The organism is Pseudomonas sp. GXZC (assembly GCF_026967615.1).
In the GTDB taxonomy this organism is placed as follows: domain Bacteria; phylum Pseudomonadota; class Gammaproteobacteria; order Pseudomonadales; family Pseudomonadaceae; genus Aquipseudomonas; species Aquipseudomonas azotoformans_A.
On the sequence record NZ_CP114115.1, the window covers coordinates 1,452,029 to 1,473,579 of the forward strand.

The following is a 21,551-nucleotide window of genomic DNA, read 5'->3' on the forward strand; positions in this document are numbered from 1 at the left end:
ATGAAACGTTTGTTGATGCTGTGCGCCTTGTCGCTGTGTTCCCTCGGCGCCTTGGCCGGCCCGCAGATCAATGTGGGGGTGGTGTACGACTACCTCGCCGGCGATAAAAGTACCTACATGAAGCGGGTGTTCAACGGCGGCACGTCCACCGCCTTCGTCAAGGTCAACATCCTCGAGATGATTTACGACGAAGACGGCACCTACCGCGAAGTGCCCCTGCAAAACCAGCCCGGCGCCACCGCCCGCGATGGCTTGATGGCCAGCCCGGCGCGGCTGATCGTGCCGGCCAACGGCACCCAGGGCACGCGCCTGCTGTTCATGGGCAACCGCGATAAAGAGCGTTATTTTCGCGTACGTTTTGTGCCGGTGGTGCCCCAGGCCGAGGATGACTTTGCCGTCACCGAAGACGAACGTGCTGAATACAAGGAAAGCCTCGCGGCCGGCGTACGCGTGCTGGCCGGCTATGGCACGGTGTTTTTCGTGCGGCCGAAAAACACCCAGTTCAATACTCAATTGCAGGACGACGGCAAGCGCTACACCCTGCGCAATAACGGCAACAGCGTGGTGGTGGTCGATGAATTCAAGGACTGCGCCGCCGCTTCGCCGCAAGAGTGCCGGCCGACCCTTCGCCATCACATCCGCGCCGGGCGCTCCTACGGTTTTGACAAACAACCTGGCCGTGAATACCGCTTCAGCCTGATCGAAGGCGAGGCAACCCGCAAAATCGAGGTCAAGGGGTGAAGCCATGTACAGAATAATTGCGCTGGTCGTTCTGGCGATGGTGCTGGGCTTGTCGATATCCCGGTTGGAGGCCGCCGTCGAGCGCGAGACATTCGAGGTCTCGGTGACTATTCCCACCGCCGACTTCTACGTGCTGCCCGTGGATCCGCAACTGGTGCAGCGCGAGCAAAAGCTGGCCTACAACCCGGTGAGTTCGCAACTGGCCATGTTGCGCGCACCGTTCGATGTGAAGAACGTCGGCGGCGCGATCGGCGCGCGGCTGGACCAGGAGGCTTACCTGTTCAACGGCACGGATCGCGTCGACCTGCGCGTGACCTTCAATGAGGTGGTGCTGGGGCTGACGCAATCCGAAGTGGTGTCCACCGTCGACGCGCGGCCGGGCAAGCGCGTCGGCCTGGAAATCGCCGCGATCAAGCCGGCTGACGATTATCGTCCGGGCCATTACTCCGGCACGGTGCACATGGTGTTTGATGCGATCGCGCCGTAGAGGCCTACGAACGGGCGCCGCTTTCCTGTGCTGTTAATGCTCGCAGTACTTCCCGTGTGAGGCGGCGGGCGAGGTTCTCTTCACTGGGCACCTCCTCGGTGAAGCCGGCGGCGAGGATACGTTCATAGGTTTCCTGGCTCATCGGCTGGCCGCTGAACACCTCGGCATGGGGCACGTTGAGCGCATCAGCCAAGGCCTGCAGGCGCGGTTTCAACAGCGTCTGCTCGGCCGGACCGGCGCTGGCCCATTGGTTTTGGGCGAAGAGCAAATCGTCCAGCGGGTCGATCAATGCATTGGCGCGCTCAATGCTGGCTTGGAATGCCGGTGCGTAGGTCTCACGTAAGTAGAGGTCCCAGAACGGTTGCTTACGCATGCCGTCCACCAGGCCGTCGCCGGCCTCCAGGCGCATCACGTGGTCGAACGCGCGGTTGAGTCGGGTCACGTCGACGTCGGCCGTGGCGCGGTAGTGCATGTGTTGCGATACCCAGGGCAGTTTCAGGCGCGTCTTCAGCCCGCTGTGATACGCCAGGTACACCTCCACCTCATCCACCGTGCCGGGTTCGCCGTCAATCACCTCGGTGCTGAAGCGCAAGCCCTGGCCACCTTCTGCCCGAGGTTTGATGCGCTGGCGGATATCGGCCTGGGCTGCCTGGTTGAGGCGATCCAGGCGGGACTTTCCCCTGGCCAGATGAGCCAGCTTCAACGCGCGTTGCTGACCGTGCAGGTCACGGTTGATTTCTGCCAATTGCACTTCAATACCCATCGCATTGAAGGTATGCGCGCCGGCATCGGCGCAGGTCACCGGGTTACTGGCCATCTGGAACAGCCGCGTTCGCAAGTCCGTGTCGGTCTCCATGGTCAGCAGCATGCGCCAGACCTTATCGGTCAGGTCACTGCGCCCTTGCTCATACAGGTCGGCATCGACTTCATCCTCAAACAGCGCCGACGGTTCCAGGCTTTTGATCACTTCGAAAAAACCTTGGGAGCCGTGCTCTGTCTCGATGTCTTGCCAAAGCTCCTGCAACCAGGCTCGGTGCTGTGGCGATTCGTTCTCCAGCCAAAAGCGCGCATCGCCCTTGGGCGGGTAGTTGCGATGGGGATCCAGGCCGGCCTCCAGGCGGTAGCTGATCAAGAGTTGCTCGTCGTTGGCATTCAGGTGATTGCGGTCGAGACGGGTGTACGCCAGCAGTTGGGCTTCGGGTTGCCAGGGCAGAAATTGCGGCAGGCGGTTGATCGCGGTGTTTTGCACATCCAGGTAAAACCCCCAGGGCCTGGGTAGATCGAACAAGCCGTCGGGCCAGTCGCTGATCCCCGTGTTGCGCAATGACAACGCCTCCAGATGCGGCAGGCCACCCAGGTTCGGCGCCTGGACCAGATGGCGGTTATGGCCCAGGGACAACTGGCGTAAGTGGGACAGCTCGGCCAGTTGCCGCAGGCCCACGGGGTCCCACTCGATCGGGTTGCTCTCCAGGCTCAAATACGTCAGTGAGGTCATGCCTCGGATGGCCTGCGGCAGTCGGGTCAGTTGGTTATCCCGCAGGCTGAGGCTGACCAACTGGGGGAAGCTGTCGAGGAGCAGCGTGTCGTTGTCCAGCAGGCCTGCGTCGATCATTTCCAGGTGCAGCACATGGTTGAAATTGGCGCGCAGCCGCAGGTTGCCCAACAACCCCGACAGCCTTACCCCTTGCAGGCTCAGGCGCACACCAGTGTCGTCGACGCCGAGGTTTTCTTCCCAGGTGCGCAACAGCGCCTTGGCCAGGTAGTAGCGTTGATCGGCCACGCCCGGTGCCTCGTCAATAGGGGCGGTGTTGATCCAATTGCTGAGGTCGACGTGCAGTTCGGCTTTCTCGATTTCGCGGGCTTCGAAGTGCTGGCGTTGCAGTGGATCGGTGAGGGTCTGCAGGTAGCTGTCGATCAGGGCTTGGTCGGCGTAGGGGTACAGCACCTTGACCCGTTGCTCCAGGGTGCCGGGGAACAGGTCGCTGCTCCAGGGCGCCGCCGGATGCATGGGCTTTTGCAGCAGTGGCGAGTTGGCCGCGGGCGCAGGTTTGACGGGCTGCGGTCCCGTCAACACGGTGCGACGCGCTTCGGGGGCGAGCAACGTGTCCATCACCCACTCCTTGAGCGCGGGCCCCGTGCCCAGTGTCGTGCGTTTGTCGGTGGGCAGGGCATCGAGCAGTGCGTCAAACAAGTCGGCAGCCGGTTGCAGGCGCTGCTGGTGTTCGTTGTAGACCTCATACACCCCGTCGGTTTTCAGCAACAGGCGGCGGTGGCGGGCGCCCGGCGGCCCGGCACTGGCGCGCACATTGGCAATCGGCGTGTGTTGGCGGATCTCGATGCGGCAATCCTGCAGGTTGTCGCTGAACAGGCGCAAGGTGTCGAGCACCATTTGCTCGGTTTGCGGGGTGAGCAATTGAGCGTCGTAGAAGCCCTGATAGGCATGGGCGCCCCGGGCCTGCAACTGCCCTGCGCGGGCCAGGGTCTTGAGGCGCAAGGGCAGGCGTTTTTGCGTGTCCAGGATCGCCAGCTCATCGGGCCGCGCCTGGCCCAGCACGTGGCGCACCAGGTTTTTGGGCAGGCCAGGGCAGGCTTCACGTATGCGCAGGCCATGCTCGGTGGTGAGGTCTTCGCTGTGGCGGTACAGGTAGGCGAACAGCGAGCCCCTGCGCTGGGCCAAGTGGTCGGCCATGCGATTGCGCAGGGCATCGATACGCGCTGCGCGACTTTCGGGCAGTTCGCCGAGCAGGGTCGTCAGTTGAGGTGTGTCGAGAAAGTCCACCAGGCGCTCCGGTAATTTACCCTGGTTCAGGTCATCGCGGCTGATCGCCAGGGTATGCGATGCCTCGGGCTCGCCGAAGCGCAGATGGTCGCCGCTGAGGTCGGCGTTTTCATACACCAGGATCGCCCGATCACCGGGCCAGCCCGGCAGCTCGCGGGCGATATGCGGGCTCCAGTAGGTGTCTTGATCGATCGGTTCGCCAGCGCGTAATTGACCTGCCATGTCGGCCGCTTGCTGGTTCAGGCGCACGCGCTTGAGGGTATCGTCGAGCAACGGCGCCGCCAGGTTATCGGCCTGCACCGCACGCAGCGTGGCATGGTCGAGGCCGCTGGTGCGCAGGATCTGGTCGTGCTGCGCCGGGCTGAAAGGGCCCAGCGCTTGCAAGCGGCGCTGATCGCTCCAGGCTCGCGGGCTGTCGTTATGTTGCAGCGGCGGGGCATAGGCGTCCGGGCGGCTGGCATGCTGGATGCGGTATTCGCCGCCTTCAAGCTTGACCGCATAGTGCTCGCCCGCAACGGGCAGAACCTTTTGCCCCAGGTGGGTGTGCAGGCCCCATTCATCGGCAGTCGAGTCGGCGGGCAGTTGGAGGTCTTGCCGGTAGGGCTGCGGGTCAGGGTTCCACAAACGCGTCTTGCCCTTGACCTCCACCGGCTTGAGCCCGTTGACGAACACCGACTGGGCCAACTCTCCACCGACGCCAAACGCCCTCAGTTGCACCGCATCGCTGACCACCCCGACAAAATGCCCGGCGGCTTCCATCGCCTGGCCTTCGGCAAGGTCCACCACGCCCTCCACCAGTTCATCCAGCAATTGGTAGGCGGTGTAGGCCAGCATCACTTCGCCCAGCAACGGCACGAACGGCGTGATCACCAGCAGCGCCACATTGAGCACGCCTTCCAGGGTTTGACTGACCTTGTCCCACCAGGCCCAGCGTGCGCGGCGGTCGGCATCGGCGGTGGACACGGCCAGGCTGCGGCCGTCGTTGAGGATCTTGTTCAGCGCGGCCTGGTACAGCAGCGGCCACAGTTCGCCGTCGATGCGCTCGGCGGCGAGCGTCGGGCGTTGTTGCAGCCCGCTGAAAAACGCCGTGCGTTGCCCGTGGTCGATGAACTGGCTGAAAAACTGTTGGTAGGCCGGGGCTTTCAACTGCTCGACCAGCGCGTTGCGCAACGCCAGGGTGCTGGGGTATTCGCGGATGGCGCCCTGGGGGTCGTGGGGGATATAGGCCACTACGGGCACTACATCGGTTGCCTGATCGAGGTTGGCGGCGATCAGCAAGATGCCGGCGAGCAAGGTGCCTTGCATACGCAGCCGATAAAACTGCATCACCCCACGTTCGCCCTTCACCGTGCGTTGCAGCAGATGAAAGGTGGCGGGCTGGATCTCGTCGTGCAATTGCGCCAGATGTGCGGCGTTGTTCAGTGCGGCTTGCTGGCTGGCGATCACTTGGGGTTGCAGGTCTGCGCCGTCAAGCAGGTGCTGTTTCAGGTGCCGGGCGTATTGCGCGCCGATGTCCAGTTCGCGGCACAGGGCGACGAATTGCGCGATGCTCATGCGGTCCTTGTGCATCTCGATCATGAAGTGCCCGCGTGCATCCGGTCGGGTGATGTAGCTGGAGCTGTCGGTGAAGGTTTCGTCTTTGGCGAAGTTCTGCAGCGCGGCGTCCAGCAGCGACACGGTGCGGCTGCTGGTGCCCTGAAGCAGGGTGCCCTTGGTGATTACTAGGAATAGGTGAGTTGCGCGCACGTCGAGCGTGATGGCGTAGCGTTGCACCAGCGCCGCCGTGAGCAAGGGCGCGGCGAAGGCGTAGACGTCTTGCAGGTCCTTGAGGCGTTTGTCGATTGCGTTTTGCGTGGTCCAGGCTTCGGCGTTGGCCCGTTTGAGCGCGCTGTGGTCTTTATCGGCGGTGCGCAGCAATGTGGGTAAACGGGCCATTGAGACCTGGCCCAGCGCCTTTGCCCGTGGCACGGCGGTGGTCGCCAGCCAATCGGGCAAACGGCGTTTGATCAGTGAGTAGTGGGGGCCTTTAGGCATGGCGGATGACCTTGTGTTGTGGACAAGGCCATCAGCCTAGGGGGGCTGGGAAGTGCCAGGGGTTAGATAGTTAGGTCGTCTTCAACCAGTTGCACCGTTGGCCCCGAAGGCGGTGGCGTGACCGGACAGTTCGGCGCGAGTGCGGTGAACTGGCCATAGGTGTAGTCCAGCGCCTCGGTGGTCAGCACGTCGCCCACCAACCAGCTCTCGGTCCAGGGCGCGGTTTTATCTTCGGCGTTAAACACCAGCCTGGCCGACAGGTCCAGGCCCGGAAAGTCGGCTTGCGGCAGGTAGGGCTCAATGGTTGGGTGTTGGCGTTTCCAGCGTTCCCACAGCAGGTCGAGGTAGCAGTGATGCAGGAAGAACACCGGGTCATTCGGTGAGCTGCTGAAACCCATGTCGCCCCCCACCCAGCGATGCACCGGATCGTGCAGCACGCCCTCGCAGAAATTCAGCCAGGTATCGGGGCCACCGGCGTAAGGGGTTTTGGATAGGGCGGTGGTGACCTGTTCGTTGTCCGGCAAGTGCGCGCCGGCTTCGTTGCCGAAGTCGCGGCGCAGACCGGGGTCGCCTGCGTCCTGTTCCCAGACTTTCACTTCGAAGCGTCCGGCTTGCGCCGCGAACGGCCCGGTGACCACCCGAAAATTCTGCTCGCGGTCACCGTTGCCGCCGAGAAAGGTCGGGGTGAAGGGGTCGTTGGGCCCGGTCAGGGTCCAGTCCCAGAATGGCAGGGTGATGCTGGTGTCATTGGCCGCCGTTTGCAGGGCGCGTTCGAACTGGCGCAGGAACACCCGATGCCAGGGGAAAAACAATGGACTGCGGTGCGGCATGGGCTGGAACTGGTCGGCGCCGCCCATGGCGTTTTTGTGCACCTGTACAAAGTCGTCGTAACGGTTTTGCTGACCGGGGCGCAGCACACTGGCGGTGTCGTTTTTCAAGCGCAGCACGGCTTCGACTAACGTGGTTTTTTGCTCGCGAGTCATATTGCGATGGTTGATCCGGATATCCATGGAGGGTCTCTGATAGGAGGGATGTGGACTCAATCTAGAAACCCGGGCGGGGGAGCGCCATCGGCCAAGTTGCTGCTGCGTGTGGGAGTTCCACGCCAGCATCGGTAAGCTTGCGGTGAGGTAATTGTGTAGTGCGGGGTAGGGAGGCGACAGCGTTAGGGTGGCGGTTTGAATGTCACCGAGAACTGAGTTGATGACCGTTTCCGCTACGTCCTTGCGACACCTTCGTATCCAGGAGGTGCTGGCGCTTTTCAGCGATCCTCCGTCCCTGAACGACGTCGCCAACGACAGTGTCCAGGCCTACCTGGACCTGCATTTCGCCGGGCGTCACTATGCTGCCGGTCACCTGGTTGTTGCGGCACCCAGCGGGCCTTATCGACCATTGCCTGACTGGGTATTGCAGCGCCTGGCCGCCGCACGCCCGACGCTGCTGGTGGAGCAGTATCATCAGGTGTTCCTGCGTGTCCGCGAGAGCTACGCGTCGGTCGGCCCGAGCCTTGCCGAGATTGAGTCGTTGATCAATCACTGCGGAGCAACACTGTTGACGCTCTATGGTCAGCGCCTGCAAGCCTGGTGGCGTGAAGCGCTGCCGGTGGAGATGACGCGCTGGGGCTATCTATCGGACGAGCTGTTGGAGTTGCTTTTCGATTCCTCCCCCCCACCGGGCATGGCCCGGCAACGCTTTGACGCGACATTCCCCAGGGCACAACTGCACGCACGTCGACCCGATCGCCTGTGGAGTGCCCGTAGCTCGACGCTGCGTGTGCAAACTGTGCATCTGCAGCAGCCGGCGCAGATGTTGCCGCTGTTGTTGTTCAGTCAGCCGTCTCAAACGAGCTATTGGTTGTTCAGCCCGGCCAGCGGCGTGCAGGCGCTGGCTGACCTCGATGCGCTGCAAGCGTTGTTGCCGGCTTACACTCGCCAGAGGGGATCGTGGTTTACCGCCGAGGTCCAGGGCGATCCCTTTGATGCCTTGGCCGCCAGTTACTTGCAGCGCCAATTGCACGACATTGCCAACCTCAACCCCCAGGTGCCGCGCCTGCTGGAGGATTATCAAACGCAGCTGGGCATGATCACCGACAGCCAGCGCTGGTTTGTGCGCCCGCTGAGTGATCGCCAGCACGACCTGCACGACAAGTTGCCGCTGTGGCTACTGCATGCCGATGCTGGCGCGAGCATCGCCTATGCGCAGTTGCTGCAGGCCTTGATACTCGACCGCCAGCAGCACGGCACAGCGCATTTTCTGGACGCTATCCCCACCCTGAAAGGGTACGCGAGCGAGCAGCTGCAAACCTGCCTGCGCAATGAACCCAAGGCGGCCCACCTCAAACCGGACGACATCACCCTGACCTTCGAGCGCGTGATCGCCGCCGCAGTACCGGTGCCCGGCGGCTTCGTAGCGGGCGAGGTCGAGCGTGTCGAGGTGAGCCTGACGCAGTTGGCCCTGGAAAACCTGGCCGGGTTTCCCTACACCGCCAAGGCCATCAGCCCGGCCGGTTTGAGTTATGACGAGCTCAAGGCCTGTGTGACGCGCATCGACGTCGGCCAGACCTACCCGACCCTGCTGAAAAAGCACCTGATCGATGACCAGACCGAAGCGGCCCGCCGTCGCCAGCGTTTCGGCCAGCAACTGCGCATCCAGCTGCCGATGCAAGCGTTGGAGTGGCAGATCAAAGGCGAGCATGGCCTTACCCACGAAGGCTTTCGCCGGCTGCGCGCGGCACTGCAAGCCACAGCCGCGGAACGTCAAGGCATGGGGTTGTGGCCGTTGGCATTCAAGGCCACGGCTCGGTCGACGGCGGACACGGTGGCGAATGTGTTCATTGTTGGCCCGCAACAAGGGGCCGACGGCTGCCACTTGCTGTACCGGCCATTGTTCGAGCCGCCGTTACTGGAATTTGCCACGCTCGACGCCTTGTTCGAAGCGATCAAACAACCGGGCGCGGTGCAGGAGAGCGTGTTGACCTGGATAGAACCTCGGCGCCAGGCGATATACGCCAATGGTGGTTTTCGCGAGCCCCATGTACGGCACTTTCTGCCGGGCGACGAGTTCAGCCGTTATGACACACCCGCACCCGCCCAGTTGAGCAAAACCGTCTCCAGCGGCGACCCGGCCTGGCAGCTGTTTACCGCCACTGCCCAGGCGTTGGTGGCGCTGGCCGACCGCCAGTCGGTGTCGAATGCCGAGCAACGCTGGGCCAGTATCAAGCGCATCGGCTGGCTGCTGTTCGGCACGCTGCAACCCCTGTTGAGCGGCCCGCTGATGCTCGTCGGTTGGCTGGTGCAGGTGATGGACAGTGCAGGGAAAGACATCGCCGGGTTGCAAAGCAGCGATCCACAAGCTCGCAGTGCGGCGATGCTGGATGTACTGGTGAATCTGATGGTGATCATCGCGCACCAGGCCACGCCCCATGATGTGCAGCAGCATCTGGACCTCGAACACGCGGTGTTCGAACCCAAGGATGACCCCCCCAGCGTGCCGCTCACGCGGATTCCGACGCCCGCGCCTTTTGTCGCCCCTGCCGCCTGGGCCAATGCCCGTGATGTGCTGACGCCGCCTATGCAAATTCGCCTGAATGCATTGAGCCTGCGCACGTTCCCAAAACCTTGGCCAAAGACGCTGCCGGGCGCTCAGCAAAGTGGCGCTTGGCAAGGCTTGCTGCGGGTTCAGCAACAGTGGCAGGCGCTGGTACGGGGTCAGCTTTTTCGCGTGCGCATAGAACAGGGGCGGGTGCGGATCATCAGCGCCGATGGCAGCCGCCAGGGGCCGTGGCTTAAAGCCGAAGGTGGCGCAAGCTGGGATCTCGACCTGCAACTGCGCTTGAGCGGCGGTGCCGACCCAGTGCACGCCACACCGGTTGACCGCCCACTGCTGGAAGCCCAGTACCAGCAAGCCGTTGTTGAACGTACGCGGTTGCAGCGCGCCATGGAAATTGCGCGCAACCTATTGCAGCACCTTCAGGAAACGGGCGACGAACAGCAACGCAGTCAGGCCCAGGCCCGCTACCGCAAGGCGCTGGAGGACAAGGCCCGGCAATCCATAGCCGAGTTGGGCATGCTGCGGCGCTTGCGCGAGCTGGCACCACGACCACGTTATGAAGCGGAGCTGAGTCAACTGCTGGAGTCCATCGTGCTCACCCTGCAATTGATCGACATCCAGATGAGCACCGAGGTGCGACAGGCCAACGCTCGGGTAGTCCCGTTGCTCAAACGTTCCGACGAAGGCGGTGACGCCCAGGCCCATGCCGCGCTGAACCAGGGCATGCGTGTGCTGGCGGCCAGTTATGATCAGGCGATTCACTGGCGCAGCCAGGAAGACCGCTACCTGAACGCGCTGCAGCAAGTCCCTCGGTTTGGACGCGATAAGGCGGCTGCGCTGATCGCCGAAACGCCAGTACGGCCCTCTTTGCTGGACCTGCAGTCCTTGCAATTGAGTACCTTGTGGGGGCTGGCCATCGACGTGCCGGGGCCTGTGTTTGAGGACAATCTGTTTGAGCGCATGTCCGAAACCATCGTGCGCGCACGTTGGGCCAGCCGTTCGCTGGCAGAGTTGGCGCAGGTGCAGGCGAGCGATGCCGAACGGATTGAGCTGCTCGACAGCATCGACCACGTCTTCGCCCAGACTGATGACCAGATCGAATTCTGGCGCGCGATGGAACCGGAAAAGTTCGAGCTGGATTATCTTGGAAAACTTCAGCAACTGCTCACCACGCTGCATGTGCAGGTGGAACGTGACCTGACGGTATTACTGCGGCCTGTGTCACCTGACGTGCCGAAGCCCAAGCCCGTTCCTGTTCAGCGCAACAAGAAGATCATTCGTATGCGCAACCGTGATCTGCTGGTGGCCCGTACGGAGTCGCAGAGCAGCACCGCGGCACAGTTGACGGATGCCAGCGGGAGTGTGATCGGCACCTTCAACGAGGCTGATGACGGCGTCTGGGAAGAGGCGCCGCCAACGCGGGTGCCACGTCCCGACCCCGAATTGGGCAGCCTGCTGAAGAGCGCCGGCACGCTGTTGCAGGAGGTCGAAAGCGCCATTGCCAACGTCGACAAATTAGCCGCCCGCGCCAATGACCTGGCCTCCCTGCAAGACCTGCTCGAAGCCGAAGCGCGTCGACACCTTTGGCTGGCCAACAAAATCCGCGACAAATTGAACAGCGAGGGCACGCCTCGTTTGGCCGCGGTGCAGCAAGCCAATGCCCGCACGGCCGAAGCGGGTCTGCGCAAGGCGGTGACGCGGCTGAACGAGGCAGGGCTGGCTGTGCGGATTCGCGCCACGTGCGACAACGTGTTGACCCTGGACGGCCTCGTGTTTCTGCATCAGCACAATCAAGTCCGCATTGTGCGGGAGGGGCCACGGGTCATGCTCAAGGGGCCGCCTGTGGATTACTTGCAGGTGTACCGAGTGGAGGCCGTGCAGCCCCCAAAAGTGTTGGCCTATGCCCACTTCCATTACGCACGAGCTCAGGCGCTGGATGAGCATTTCAGTGCCGGTCATCTGAAAACTCCCGAACAGAACCGTCTGGGGCGAAAAGCCCAGGCGCGTGCCGAGTCTGCGGGAGGCAAGGCGCTGGAGATTCATCGCTCGGCCATTGGACTACCCCTGGCGCGGCGGGTGTTTTTCAGCGTCGACTAATGGGCCGGGCACGCATTGCGTGTGCTCGCCAGGCTGCAGGTACGGCAACAGGATCGGCGCCATGCCCTTGAGCACCTGCACCGGCAACGCCGAGGTAAAGGTGAAGTGTTCGGCGGACTGGCCGGGTACAAACGCGGTCAACGTGCCGAAGTGGTGCTCGCCGAGGTAGAACACAAAGGTTGCGGTGCGGTTGATGGATTTTGAACTGAGAATCCGCCCACCCGCGCCAATTGCCTCGATACGATTGTCACCAGTGCCGGTCTTGCCGCCCATGGCCAGGGGCGTGCCGTCGGCCAGTTTGAAACTGCCGGCGACGCGTTTGGCGGTGCCGGCATCCACCACCTGGGACAGCGCGCCGCGTAAGGCTTGGGCCACCTCGACTGGCATCACCCGTTTGCCCGGTGCCGGGTCGTTGACCATGCGGGTTTCATACGGGGTGTCGGCGGCAAAATGCAGGGTGTCGACGCGCAGCACGCGAGGCCGCACACCGTCATTGAGGATGATCCCCATCAGTTCCGCCAGCGCGGCGGGGCGGTCGCCGGAGCTGCCGATGGCGGTGGCCAGCGACGGCACCAGATGGTCGAAGGGGTAGCCCACGGACTTCCAGCGTTGATGAATATCCAGGAACGCTTCGATCTCCAGCATGGTGCGGATGCGGCTGTCCCGCGCGCTCTGATGGCGGCTCTTGAACAACCAGCTGTAGACCTCCTGGCGTTCGAACTGGCTGGCCTTGACCGCGTCAGTGAGGGTGGCATCGGGATGATTGAGCAGGAAACCCAGCAACCACAGGTCCAGCGGGTGCACCTTGGCGATATAGCCTTGGTCGGGCAGGTCGTAGGTGCCGGGGCCGTAATCCTTGTAGAGTTTTTCCAGGCGCTCGTCGGTGAGCTTGACCGTGCTTTTAACGCCGGTCATGTGGGCGCGCACAAACAGGTTGAAACTCTCCTGGCTGGCATTGGGCAACAGGTAGCGGTGCACGGCGGCCAGGCGGATCGGCGTGGGGCGCAGGCTGTCGAGGAAGGTTTCCAGGCGCGCCTGGGTGTCTTTTTTCTGGTACTTCTTCCAGAACTTGCGCAGGAAGGTGGTGCCTTCACGGTCGGCAAACCCGGCGAGGTATTCCTGGCGGCGCGGGTCGCTATCGTCCTTGAGCAGTTCGGCGCTGTTGTTTTCGCCGGCGTAGGTGACGTAGCGCACCACGTCGCGCATCAGGCGGATGAATGGCAGGTTGATCGATTCGCGCAGGGCGTCGCGCAAGGTCGGGTTGCGGCCGTTGTCCTGGCTGCGAAAGTTGTGGAAGGTGTGCAGGCCGCCGCCGGTGAAAAAGCGTTCGCCGGGGTTGGCCGAATAGGTGCGGTCAAGAGCGGCGTCGAGCATCTTGGACAGGGATTTGTCCGAGGTCTGGATCAGGTAGTCGAGGGCCCAGCGGCTCAGGCGATCCTGGTCATCCACCGGGATTTTCTTCAGCTCAGCCGGCGCCTTTTCCGCGTACTTGTCGTGCAGTTCACTGATGATTTGCAGGTACGTCGTGAGCACGCGCAGCTTAGCCGTGGAGCCCAGTTCCAGCTTGCTGCCTTCGTTGATATCAAAGGGTTGGTCGGTGTTGTCGGTCTGCACGCGCACACGCGAACCGTCGGGCGTCAGTTCGAACAGGGTGAAGCTGTAGCGCACTTGAGCGGTGCTGGCGGGGGTGAGCAGGCGCTCACCGAGCAAGCCGATCTGGCGGGCGTACTCCGGGTCGGCTAGATGCCGCAGGTAGTCGGTGGCCTGGCCTTGCAGCTCTGCTTGCAGGGTGGAGGTCGCGGACAGGTCCAGGCGGTCCAGGTCGTACAGCGGCCGGTCGAGCAGCGCGGCGAGGCGGCTGCGGGCGACGCTGATGCCTTTGTTGGTTTCGATCGGTTGAATCGTGGGTTGCTGCGCCCAGTCGCGATAGGTGACCTGGCTCGCCAGTGCGGCCTGCAACAACGCCGGTTCGATCACGCCATTCTGCGCCAGTAGGCGCAGGTGGCTGTCGGTGAGCTGGGCGAGTTCTTTGCGGCCTCTGGCCAGGTAATGCGAAGGCCGACGCTGGGCGATGATCAGCGACAGCACCTGGCGCAATGCCAAGCCTTGCGCCGCGTTGACCGGTCCGGTCAGCGCCTGGTTGACCTGGTTGAAATCGGCGCCGTACCACACCCGTAAACCTTCGGCCATGCCATGCACTTCGCCATGGCCGGGCACGGCGGACAGCGGCACGCTGTTGAGGTAGTCGCGCAGGATATTCTGCCGTGCAGGCAGGGTCTGCGGCCCATCGTGATAGGCGCGCACGGCGGCGGAAAACATCTGCCGCAGTTTCTCGCCGCCCGACAGGGTCAAGCCGTCCGGCGAATGGCGGTATTTTTCCAACTGGGTCGCCAGGGTGCTGCCGCCGGCACTCTGGCCCGGCAGGTGTAACAGCTTGGCCACTTGCGACCACGCCGCCTTGGCAAACCGCGGCCAGTCCACGGCAGGGTTGGCCTGGGGTTGGGCGGGATCGAGCAGGTCGCGGTTTTCGATAAACAACAGGCTGTGGGTCACCAACGGCGGGATCGCGGCGAAGCTGGCGTACAGCTGTTGCGGGTAGTTGTACTGATACAACGGGACTGCACGGCAATCGGTGATCGACAATCCCGCCTGGATTTTTTCCACATAGGGCACAAAAAAACCCTTGGCGCTGTAGTCCATCAATTCAGGCGAGAAACGTGCCTGGGCCTCGATCACATACCCGCGCTTGAGCAAGCGCGGCAGGAACGTATCGAGGTCGCTGTAGCCCAGGCGGCGGTCGAATGGGCCGGCGCCGGGGTAGGCAATGGCGTCACTGGGGCCGGGTTTGACCTGATAGGTCAGGTCGCGGGCCAGGCGGCTGAGTTCCTGGGCCTGCAGGCGTGAGGTGCGCATTTCTTTGGCGGCGGCAAACCCCAGGGCAATCAGGCCCATCAGCACGATGAGCCAGAACAGGCGGCGGGCGTAACGGGGCCGGGGTTTGTTTTCGGGTGACGGCGCTGGGTCCGAACTGCCTTGTACTTTCGCAGCCTGGGTCGAGTCGGTTTGCCACAGTGCGCCCATAGTCGATTGATCCTGCACGCAGATTGATCGGACTTGCTGAAAGCTTAGTCGATGGCGGTGATCCTGGCGTTTTAAGGTATTGGCAGTTTATCGCTGAGGGTCAGGCGTGCGAGCCAGGCCGGATCATTGGCTCGCGCCCATCGATAAGCCCCGGCACTCTTGAAAAACACCGAGATATCCAGCAGATCCCATTCGATCATTTTGATATTCAGTGCGTGGATGTAATCAGCCGCTGCGCTGGTGACCGTCGACCACGGATCGCTGATCCACACGTCGTCCCACCCGACTTCACCGAAGTTGATGGTTTGTACCAAGCCTGGCGGTGGCGTGCCCACCACGACAAACGCATGCCCAGCCGGCCGTGTGCCCCAGACACTCGCAGTACCACCGTTTGTACGGATCAGCTCGCAGGCGATGTGGGCCATCTGGTCGCAATTGCCTGCGCCTGTCTTGAGGATGACTTCGGTGTAATTGGGATGGCCCATTTTGCTGTACTCCCACATCACGACGGGCTCGGCTACCCGCCAACGCTGCATTTCGGCGGGGCCCAGGCCGAGGGTGTTGGCCGAGCCAACGCCGGTTTTTTCCACCACGGCCAAAGTGCTCTCTCTAGCCCGCTCCGCCAAATAGCGATTGATCTGTTGGGCGTTGGCACCACCGGGCACATTCGGGCGGGGTGGCCAGATGTCCAGTTGGATCGGTCGGTTGACCACCTGGATGTCCAGGCGCCGGCCCTGGTCGGAGGCGTTCAGCAATAACTCCCGTTGTTTGAGTACGCTAAGCCGGCTGGCTTGGGTGCGCAGCCGAGCCAGGCGCGCGGCATCGAAACCGCGGCGTGTCAGTTGGCGGTAAAGGGTTTCCAGGGTGGGCAGAGCGACCAACGGCTGGTCCGGGATCAGTCCTCCCGCATTCAGGTGCTGGTTGCGCCAATCGCAGAAAGCCCGGATCAGTGCCCTGTCTTCACCGTCCAGGCTGTAATCCAATTGCCGCAAGTGCAAGGGGCCCGTGGGCGTGGCGGTGGTCGCGTAAAACACGCCAGTGTCGGCCTCGACGACCCACTGGGTGCCATTCGGGCTGCCTGGCAAGGTGATGACCGCTGCTCGCAGGGTGCGGCTGTCGTCTATGCCGTCGTGAATGCCGGCCAGGCGCACGACTTGGGTCTGGCGGTTCAGCAGGTTATCCAGCTTGTCGCCAGGCAGGCCGAACTGGGGTTCGTTGTCGATCCGTTGGGCGCTGACCTGCTGTTTGTAGGTCAAGGGCGTGCGTGGCCGCAGTGGCCTGAGCTCGAAATCGCTCAGCGTCACGACGACCTCGTATACCCGGCGGTGCAGCACCAGTCGGCGGTTGGCGCCCCCGATAACCGGTCCTGGAATCAGTCGGATATGGTCCAGGGCCTGGACCCGGCGTTTATGGATGGAGCCCAGGAAGGGATAGAGTTTTTTGCTGAAGCAGACAATGGGCACCGGGCTGCGTTTTGCCCGGCCGAGCGGGCAAGTGCTCTCAAGGGCATCGCTGAGTCGAATATAGGCGGCGCTGGTGATGTCGTTCAACTGTGCGGGGTTGTGCGGGGCTAATCGCCAGAGATGATTACGCTCAAGAAGGTCGGTGGCGTCGGCACGGGGGATGATCAACGGCGGCGTTTCAAACAGGCGCTTCACCACACGGGCCTGATAGCCGTCGACGCTGCGCATCGGGTGGGTGACCAGCGCCGAATCCAGGCGCAGGTCACCCAGTGGCGGACCATAGGGCCGGCTGCTGAAAGGGTCGAAGCCATACCAGGCTGCGGGACGATGGATGACCGGCAGGTGGGTTACCGTCTCGGCATGAAACAGGCGCGCGTTGTCCACATCGGCCCGTTCGAGCAGGCGGCTGTAGTCCAGGCCACTGCCCTTGGCCAAGCGTTGCCGCGCGTGCCCCAGCGCAGTGTCCATCAAATGGCGCCCGGCTTTGCTCAGCCTTACCCAGCCGTGGACGCCGAGGCGCACCAGCGACGGTAAGCCGTCGAGTGGGTTGAACGTTGCGTTCACATAGCGCGCACTGAGTGATGCCAGTTGCAGCAGTTTACGGCTGGCCGGCAAGGTTTTGCCCAGGGTAGACAGTGTGCGCGAGGCAAACACTTGAGTGGGGGCAAACACCCCCAGTACATCGAAGAAACAGCTCCATGCGCCCTCAATGGCCTGGCGGGTATCGCCCGAGCGCAGGTCTTGCACGCAGGACCAGAAGGGGACCAGGTTGAGCAGGTTGCGTATCAGGGCATCGTTGATGCGTTGTTGATCCTCCAGGATGTTGGACCCGCGTGCCTGCACAAGCAATGCATCAATATCGAGAAACAAGTGCTGGCGCGTGATCGCCTGGGCGATTGCCTGGCATCGCGGTGCATCGAAATCAAAAGCTGCGTCACTGGCCTGGGGGATATCAACGGGCAACGGGTCGGTGATCACGGTTGCCCATTGCTCCGTCTTGGGCGGTGAACCCTTGACGTAAGCCGACCAGTCAATGGCCAATCGACTGCCGATATACAACTGGCTGCGTGGGTGAGTACTGGTGGGGCTGCCGGTGTTGAAGGACAGCGGCTGCCCGCCTGCTTGCAGGCTGATGGGCAGGCGTGGGTTCTTGCGCACGTGGTTGAGCATCGGGAACAGCTCGTAATACGTCACCACCGGGCGCTGCTCGCAACGTAGCAGGACCCCGTAACGCCCGGTCCGGGCCATCTTGTCCACGACTGACTCCTGATCCAGGGGCACCTTGGCCGGCTGGCGGAGCACCCACAGTTGCAGTTCGCCGTGCAGCAGCAGTTGCCTGTCAGCCAGGGGCAGTTGCGACAACAGGTACTGTATGGCGTGGGTATAGGCGCTTTTAAGGCGTGTCACATAGGCTTCGGCGGCGTGGTTGAACTGGGCAATGATGTTGTTCAGGTATTTGAAACCGGGTTTGAGCCGCGCGAGATCAAGTTGTCGGTCGGTCGAGTGCCATTCAGGGCGGATCGGCGTCAGGTCTCCGCTGATGTGCAGGTCCACCAGGCTTTGGGGGGAAGGGTGGGCGCGCCGAAACGGCGGGGCTTTGCCGACGCCCTTGACCCATCGCAGGCATTGTTTTTCCAGCAAGGGATGGTTGGGAAAGACGCGTTGCAAATCGGCCAGGGCCAAGGCGCGACGCGTCACCAGGGCAGTGGTCAATTGTTGGCTGGCGGACCTGAGGGCTTGCATGCGCGGTGCCAGTTGCTGTTTCAGCGCCTCGATGGCGGCGAGCGAATAGGCTGGACCTTCGGGCGCAGGGTGCAGCAGGTTCCGGGCAACACCCCAGTCAATCAGGCTGGCGGTGGCGCAGTGTTCGTACCACAGCTGTTCATCGGCGGCGGCCTCCTGGGTCGCCAGGGTCATGACCTCGATAAATGTCATGTGTCGCGCTGCGCCACTGGCCAGTGCCTCGGCCTGTAGAACGCCTTGCTTGAAGATCATCCAGGCGTAGGAACTCATGAAGTACAACGAGGCTGGAATGTCGCGCACCACGCATTCGGGCGCTACACCGGCCAGTAGCAGGTGGGCGGCAAGGGCCGTAGTGCGCGCGGTGGCGACACCCCGGTCGATCAGGTGCAATTCGACCGCCTGACGCAGTTCGACGTAATCGCGCCCCCAGAAGTCGCTGTGATTGAGGTCGAGCCCGGCAACGCGATAGCGAACTTCGCCGGCGTGGGGGTCCAGGCTGAGTATCAGCGCGCCCAGCACCAGCGCGTCACGGCTGGCGCGGTTGGTCGGTTCATCGGGCGCGTGGCCGTACCAGCCGACCGCGCGGATCAGGCAGTCGGCCAGTGCCTGCGCGCGTGGGCTGTTGAGTAATTGATGCAGGCTTTCATCAGGTTCAGTGGGTTCCAAGGGGCCCAACAACGTGGTCAGCAGCCCATTGATTGAGTCGGGCAGAAAAGCCGCGACCACCTCCCTGACTGCGGTGCGTTGTTGCGCCGAGAGCGTCAGCGCGCTCGGCTTGGGCAACCCCAGGGTTTCCCAGTAATTGCCCCAGCGCGGTTTAGCGTGGGCGGTGACGGGCTGGTCGTAGTGCAACAACGCTACGTCGGAGTTGGCGAAGTCGCAGGCGGGCGGCACCGCCAGCGGTTCGGCCTGTTGCAGTTGCTCGATCACATCCCAGGCATCCTCGCGGCTGGCGGGCAGTGGCAGTTGATGCAGGTTGAGCAGTTGCGCCAGGCTGAAGCGGCCGTCCTGATGAATGAAGGTTTGCAGGCGCCCGGCGACGGCCATGAACTCGTCAAACCGGGCTTGCGGCGGGAGCGCCAAGAGTTGTGCATGGCTGATCTCGACCGACGTGCCGCTGAGGGTGCCTGCGATAGGATCAAAGGTGTAAACGTCACTCGCGGGTGCCAGGGCAATAAGGCTTGGATGTTCGATCATGGCTTGCAACAGGGTAGCGGCATGGCCCATGGCTCGGGCCCAGAACGAGTTCGACGTCAGCCAGCACCGCGTTCGGTACAAGGCGAATAAGTTGAAGGGGTCATCGGCCAAATCATGATGACTGACCAGTGCACGCAGTTCACGCGCCAGGGTTTGCGTGTCTTGGTGAAGCTGCTCGAAAGCGCTGTGCAGTGTTGGGATCCCGGGCGTATCGGCGAAACCCTGACGTGTACGCAAGGCATCCAACAGTACGCCCCGTTCGGCTGGCGTGCGCGGTTGTGGGTAGCCGTAGAAACGCAGGATTTGCCCAGGGCTCAGGAGGGGCAAGCCTTGGCTGTCGGGATCGATGATCCAGGCCAACTGTTGTTTGCGCCAAGGTTCGTTCTGCGCTTTGCGGTAGCACCGCAACCAGCTGTCCAACGAGCTGTGCGCCGGGAGAGGCAGCGTCGCCTCTGGGGTGTTGCCGGCAAGATGATCGATCAGGCCGTTGATCAGCTCGCGGTCGGCCTGTTGGCGTTGAAGGGGCTCCATTCGTAGCGTCCTGCTGGAAAAACACCAGCCTGCCCGTTGGCTGCGTGACCTTCATCGCGAGCTTTCCGATTTATCCATGGGGAAACTCAACGTTGATTGAACGGCTTGAGATAGAGCTGCCCGGGGCGCGATAGCGAACGCCGCCAGCGCCGCTGTCCTGCAACACCTCCCAACGATTCGCTAGCTGTTTATTGCCAGAAGCATAGGGTATATGCTCCTGTTGTTTGTGCTTTTAGCAGCTGCTTTCACTAAATAGAATGGATTTTATGGTGAAAGAACCTATGTAGAGCTTTTTATACTGCATGCCCGCTGATCTTGCCTGGCAAGAAGGGCCCGCCCATGAGGCGGCTCCGGTTTCGGCAAGGGCGCAGGCTCACCGGCTTGTTCCCTTGAAACTCAACGGACAATCCAATAACAAAATGAGGTTGTACCCCTATGCCAGTCGGCAACCCACTGCCCCATGGCGAGACCGCTCAAGGCGGCCCGCTCAAACGCGAACTCGGTGAACGGCACATTCGCCTCATGGCCCTCGGTGCCTGCATCGGTGTCGGCCTGTTTCTCGGTTCGGCCAAGGCCATTGAAATGGCCGGCCCGGCGATCATGCTGTCGTACATCATCGGCGGCCTGGCGATCCTGGTGATCATGCGCGCCCTCGGCGAAATGGCGGTGCACAACCCCGTCGCCGGTTCGTTCAGCCGGTATGCCCAGGATTACCTCGGCCCTTTGGCGGGCTTTCTCACCGGTTGGAACTACTGGTTCCTGTGGCTGGTGACCTGCGTCGCGGAGATCACCGCCGTCGCCGTGTACATGGGCGTGTGGTTCCCCGACACGCCACGCTGGATCTGGGCCCTGGCGGCGTTGATCAGCATGGGCACCATCAACCTCATCGCGGTGAAAGCCTTCGGTGAATTCGAATTCTGGTTCGCGCTGATCAAGATCGTCACGATTATTGCCATGGTTATCGGTGGCGTCGGCATCATCGCGTTCGGCTTTGGCAATGACGGCGTGGCGTTGGGTATTTCCAACCTGTGGGCTCACGGCGGCTTCATGCCCAATGGTGTGCAGGGCGTGCTGATGTCCCTGCAAATGGTGATGTTCGCCTACTTGGGCGTCGAGATGATCGGCCTCACCGCCGGTGAAGCGCGCAACCCGCAGAAGACCATCCCCAGTGCGATCGGCTCGGTGTTCTGGCGCATCCTGTTGTTCTACGTCGGTGCGCTGTTCGTGATTCTGTCGATCTACCCGTGGAATGAAATCGGCACCCAGGGTAGCCCGTTCGTGATGACGTTCGAGCGCCTGGGCATCAAGACCGCCGCCGGCATCATCAACTTCGTGGTGATCACCGCCGCGCTGTCGTCGTGCAACGGCGGCATCTTCAGCACCGGGCGCATGCTCTACAGCCTGGCGCAGAACGGCCAGGCCCCGGCCACCTTCGGCACCACCTCCAGCAATGGCGTGCCGCGCAAAGCCCTGTTGCTGTCGATTTTCGCCTTGCTGCTGGGCGTGCTGCTCAATTACCTGGTGCCGGACCAGGTGTTTGTCTGGGTGACCTCCATCGCCACCTTCGGTGCGATCTGGACCTGGCTGATGATCCTGCTGGCCCAGCTCAAATTCCGCAAAGGCTTGAGCCCGGCCGAGCAGGCGGGGCTCAAGTACCGCATGTGGCTATACCCGGTCAGCTCCTACCTGGCGCTGGCGTTCCTGGTGCTGGTGGTCGGCCTGATGGCCTACTTCCCGGACACCCGCGTGGCGCTGTATGTGGGGCCGGCGTTTTTGGTGCTACTGACGGTGCTGTACTACGCGTTCAACCTGCAGCCCAAGCTTGCGGGTCGTGTGGTGTCTCAATAAA

General features: G+C 62.6%; 8 protein-coding genes. 4 read left to right on the forward strand and 4 right to left on the reverse strand.

The window, feature by feature from the left end; translation table 11 throughout:
- Positions 1 to 741 (forward strand): molecular chaperone, encoded by a 741-nt coding sequence (locus tag OZ428_RS06805; protein ID WP_133074532.1) that lies wholly within the window; start codon positions 1 to 3, stop codon positions 739 to 741.
- 4 nt (positions 742 to 745) lie between these two features.
- Complete coding sequence (locus OZ428_RS06810) at positions 746 to 1,228, forward strand: CS1 type fimbrial major subunit (protein WP_133074531.1); 483 nt, start codon at positions 746 to 748, stop codon at positions 1,226 to 1,228.
- A gap of 4 nt (positions 1,229 to 1,232) precedes the next feature.
- Here OZ428_RS06810 and OZ428_RS06815 read toward each other — a convergent pair whose 3' ends face one another.
- Entirely contained in the window at positions 1,233 to 6,041 is a 4,809-nt protein-coding gene (locus tag OZ428_RS06815; RefSeq protein WP_269132950.1) for an NEL-type E3 ubiquitin ligase domain-containing protein, read from the reverse strand.
- Positions 6,042 to 6,103: 62 nt separating this feature from the next.
- A complete protein-coding gene (locus tag OZ428_RS06820; protein ID WP_269132951.1) occupies positions 6,104 to 7,051 on the reverse strand; it encodes a tyrosinase family protein in 948 nt (315 codons plus the stop codon).
- A 193-nt stretch (positions 7,052 to 7,244) separates the two neighbouring features.
- On the opposite strand from OZ428_RS06820, the gene OZ428_RS06825 reads away from it, so the two are divergent.
- On the forward strand, positions 7,245 to 11,687 hold the full coding sequence (locus tag OZ428_RS06825) for a hypothetical protein (RefSeq protein ID WP_269132952.1): 4,443 nt from the start codon (positions 7,245 to 7,247) through the stop codon (positions 11,685 to 11,687).
- Here the strand turns inward: OZ428_RS06825 and OZ428_RS06830 are convergent.
- Together OZ428_RS06830 and OZ428_RS06835 are read right to left on the reverse strand one after the other, a co-directional pair.
- Entirely contained in the window at positions 11,649 to 14,768 is a 3,120-nt protein-coding gene (locus tag OZ428_RS06830) for a transglycosylase domain-containing protein (protein ID WP_269132953.1), read from the reverse strand. The two genes, OZ428_RS06825 and OZ428_RS06830, sit on opposite strands and share 39 nt — an antisense overlap.
- 71 nt (positions 14,769 to 14,839) lie before the next feature.
- Positions 14,840 to 19,702 (reverse strand): hypothetical protein, encoded by a 4,863-nt coding sequence (locus OZ428_RS06835; protein ID WP_269132954.1) that lies wholly within the window; start codon positions 19,700 to 19,702, stop codon positions 14,840 to 14,842.
- A 435-nt stretch (positions 19,703 to 20,137) separates the two neighbouring features.
- On the opposite strand from OZ428_RS06835, the gene OZ428_RS06840 reads away from it, so the two are divergent.
- Positions 20,138 to 21,550, forward strand: a complete 1,413-nt coding sequence (locus OZ428_RS06840; protein ID WP_269132955.1) for an amino acid permease — start codon at positions 20,138 to 20,140, stop codon at positions 21,548 to 21,550.
- The last annotated feature ends 1 nt before the right edge of the window (position 21,551 follow it).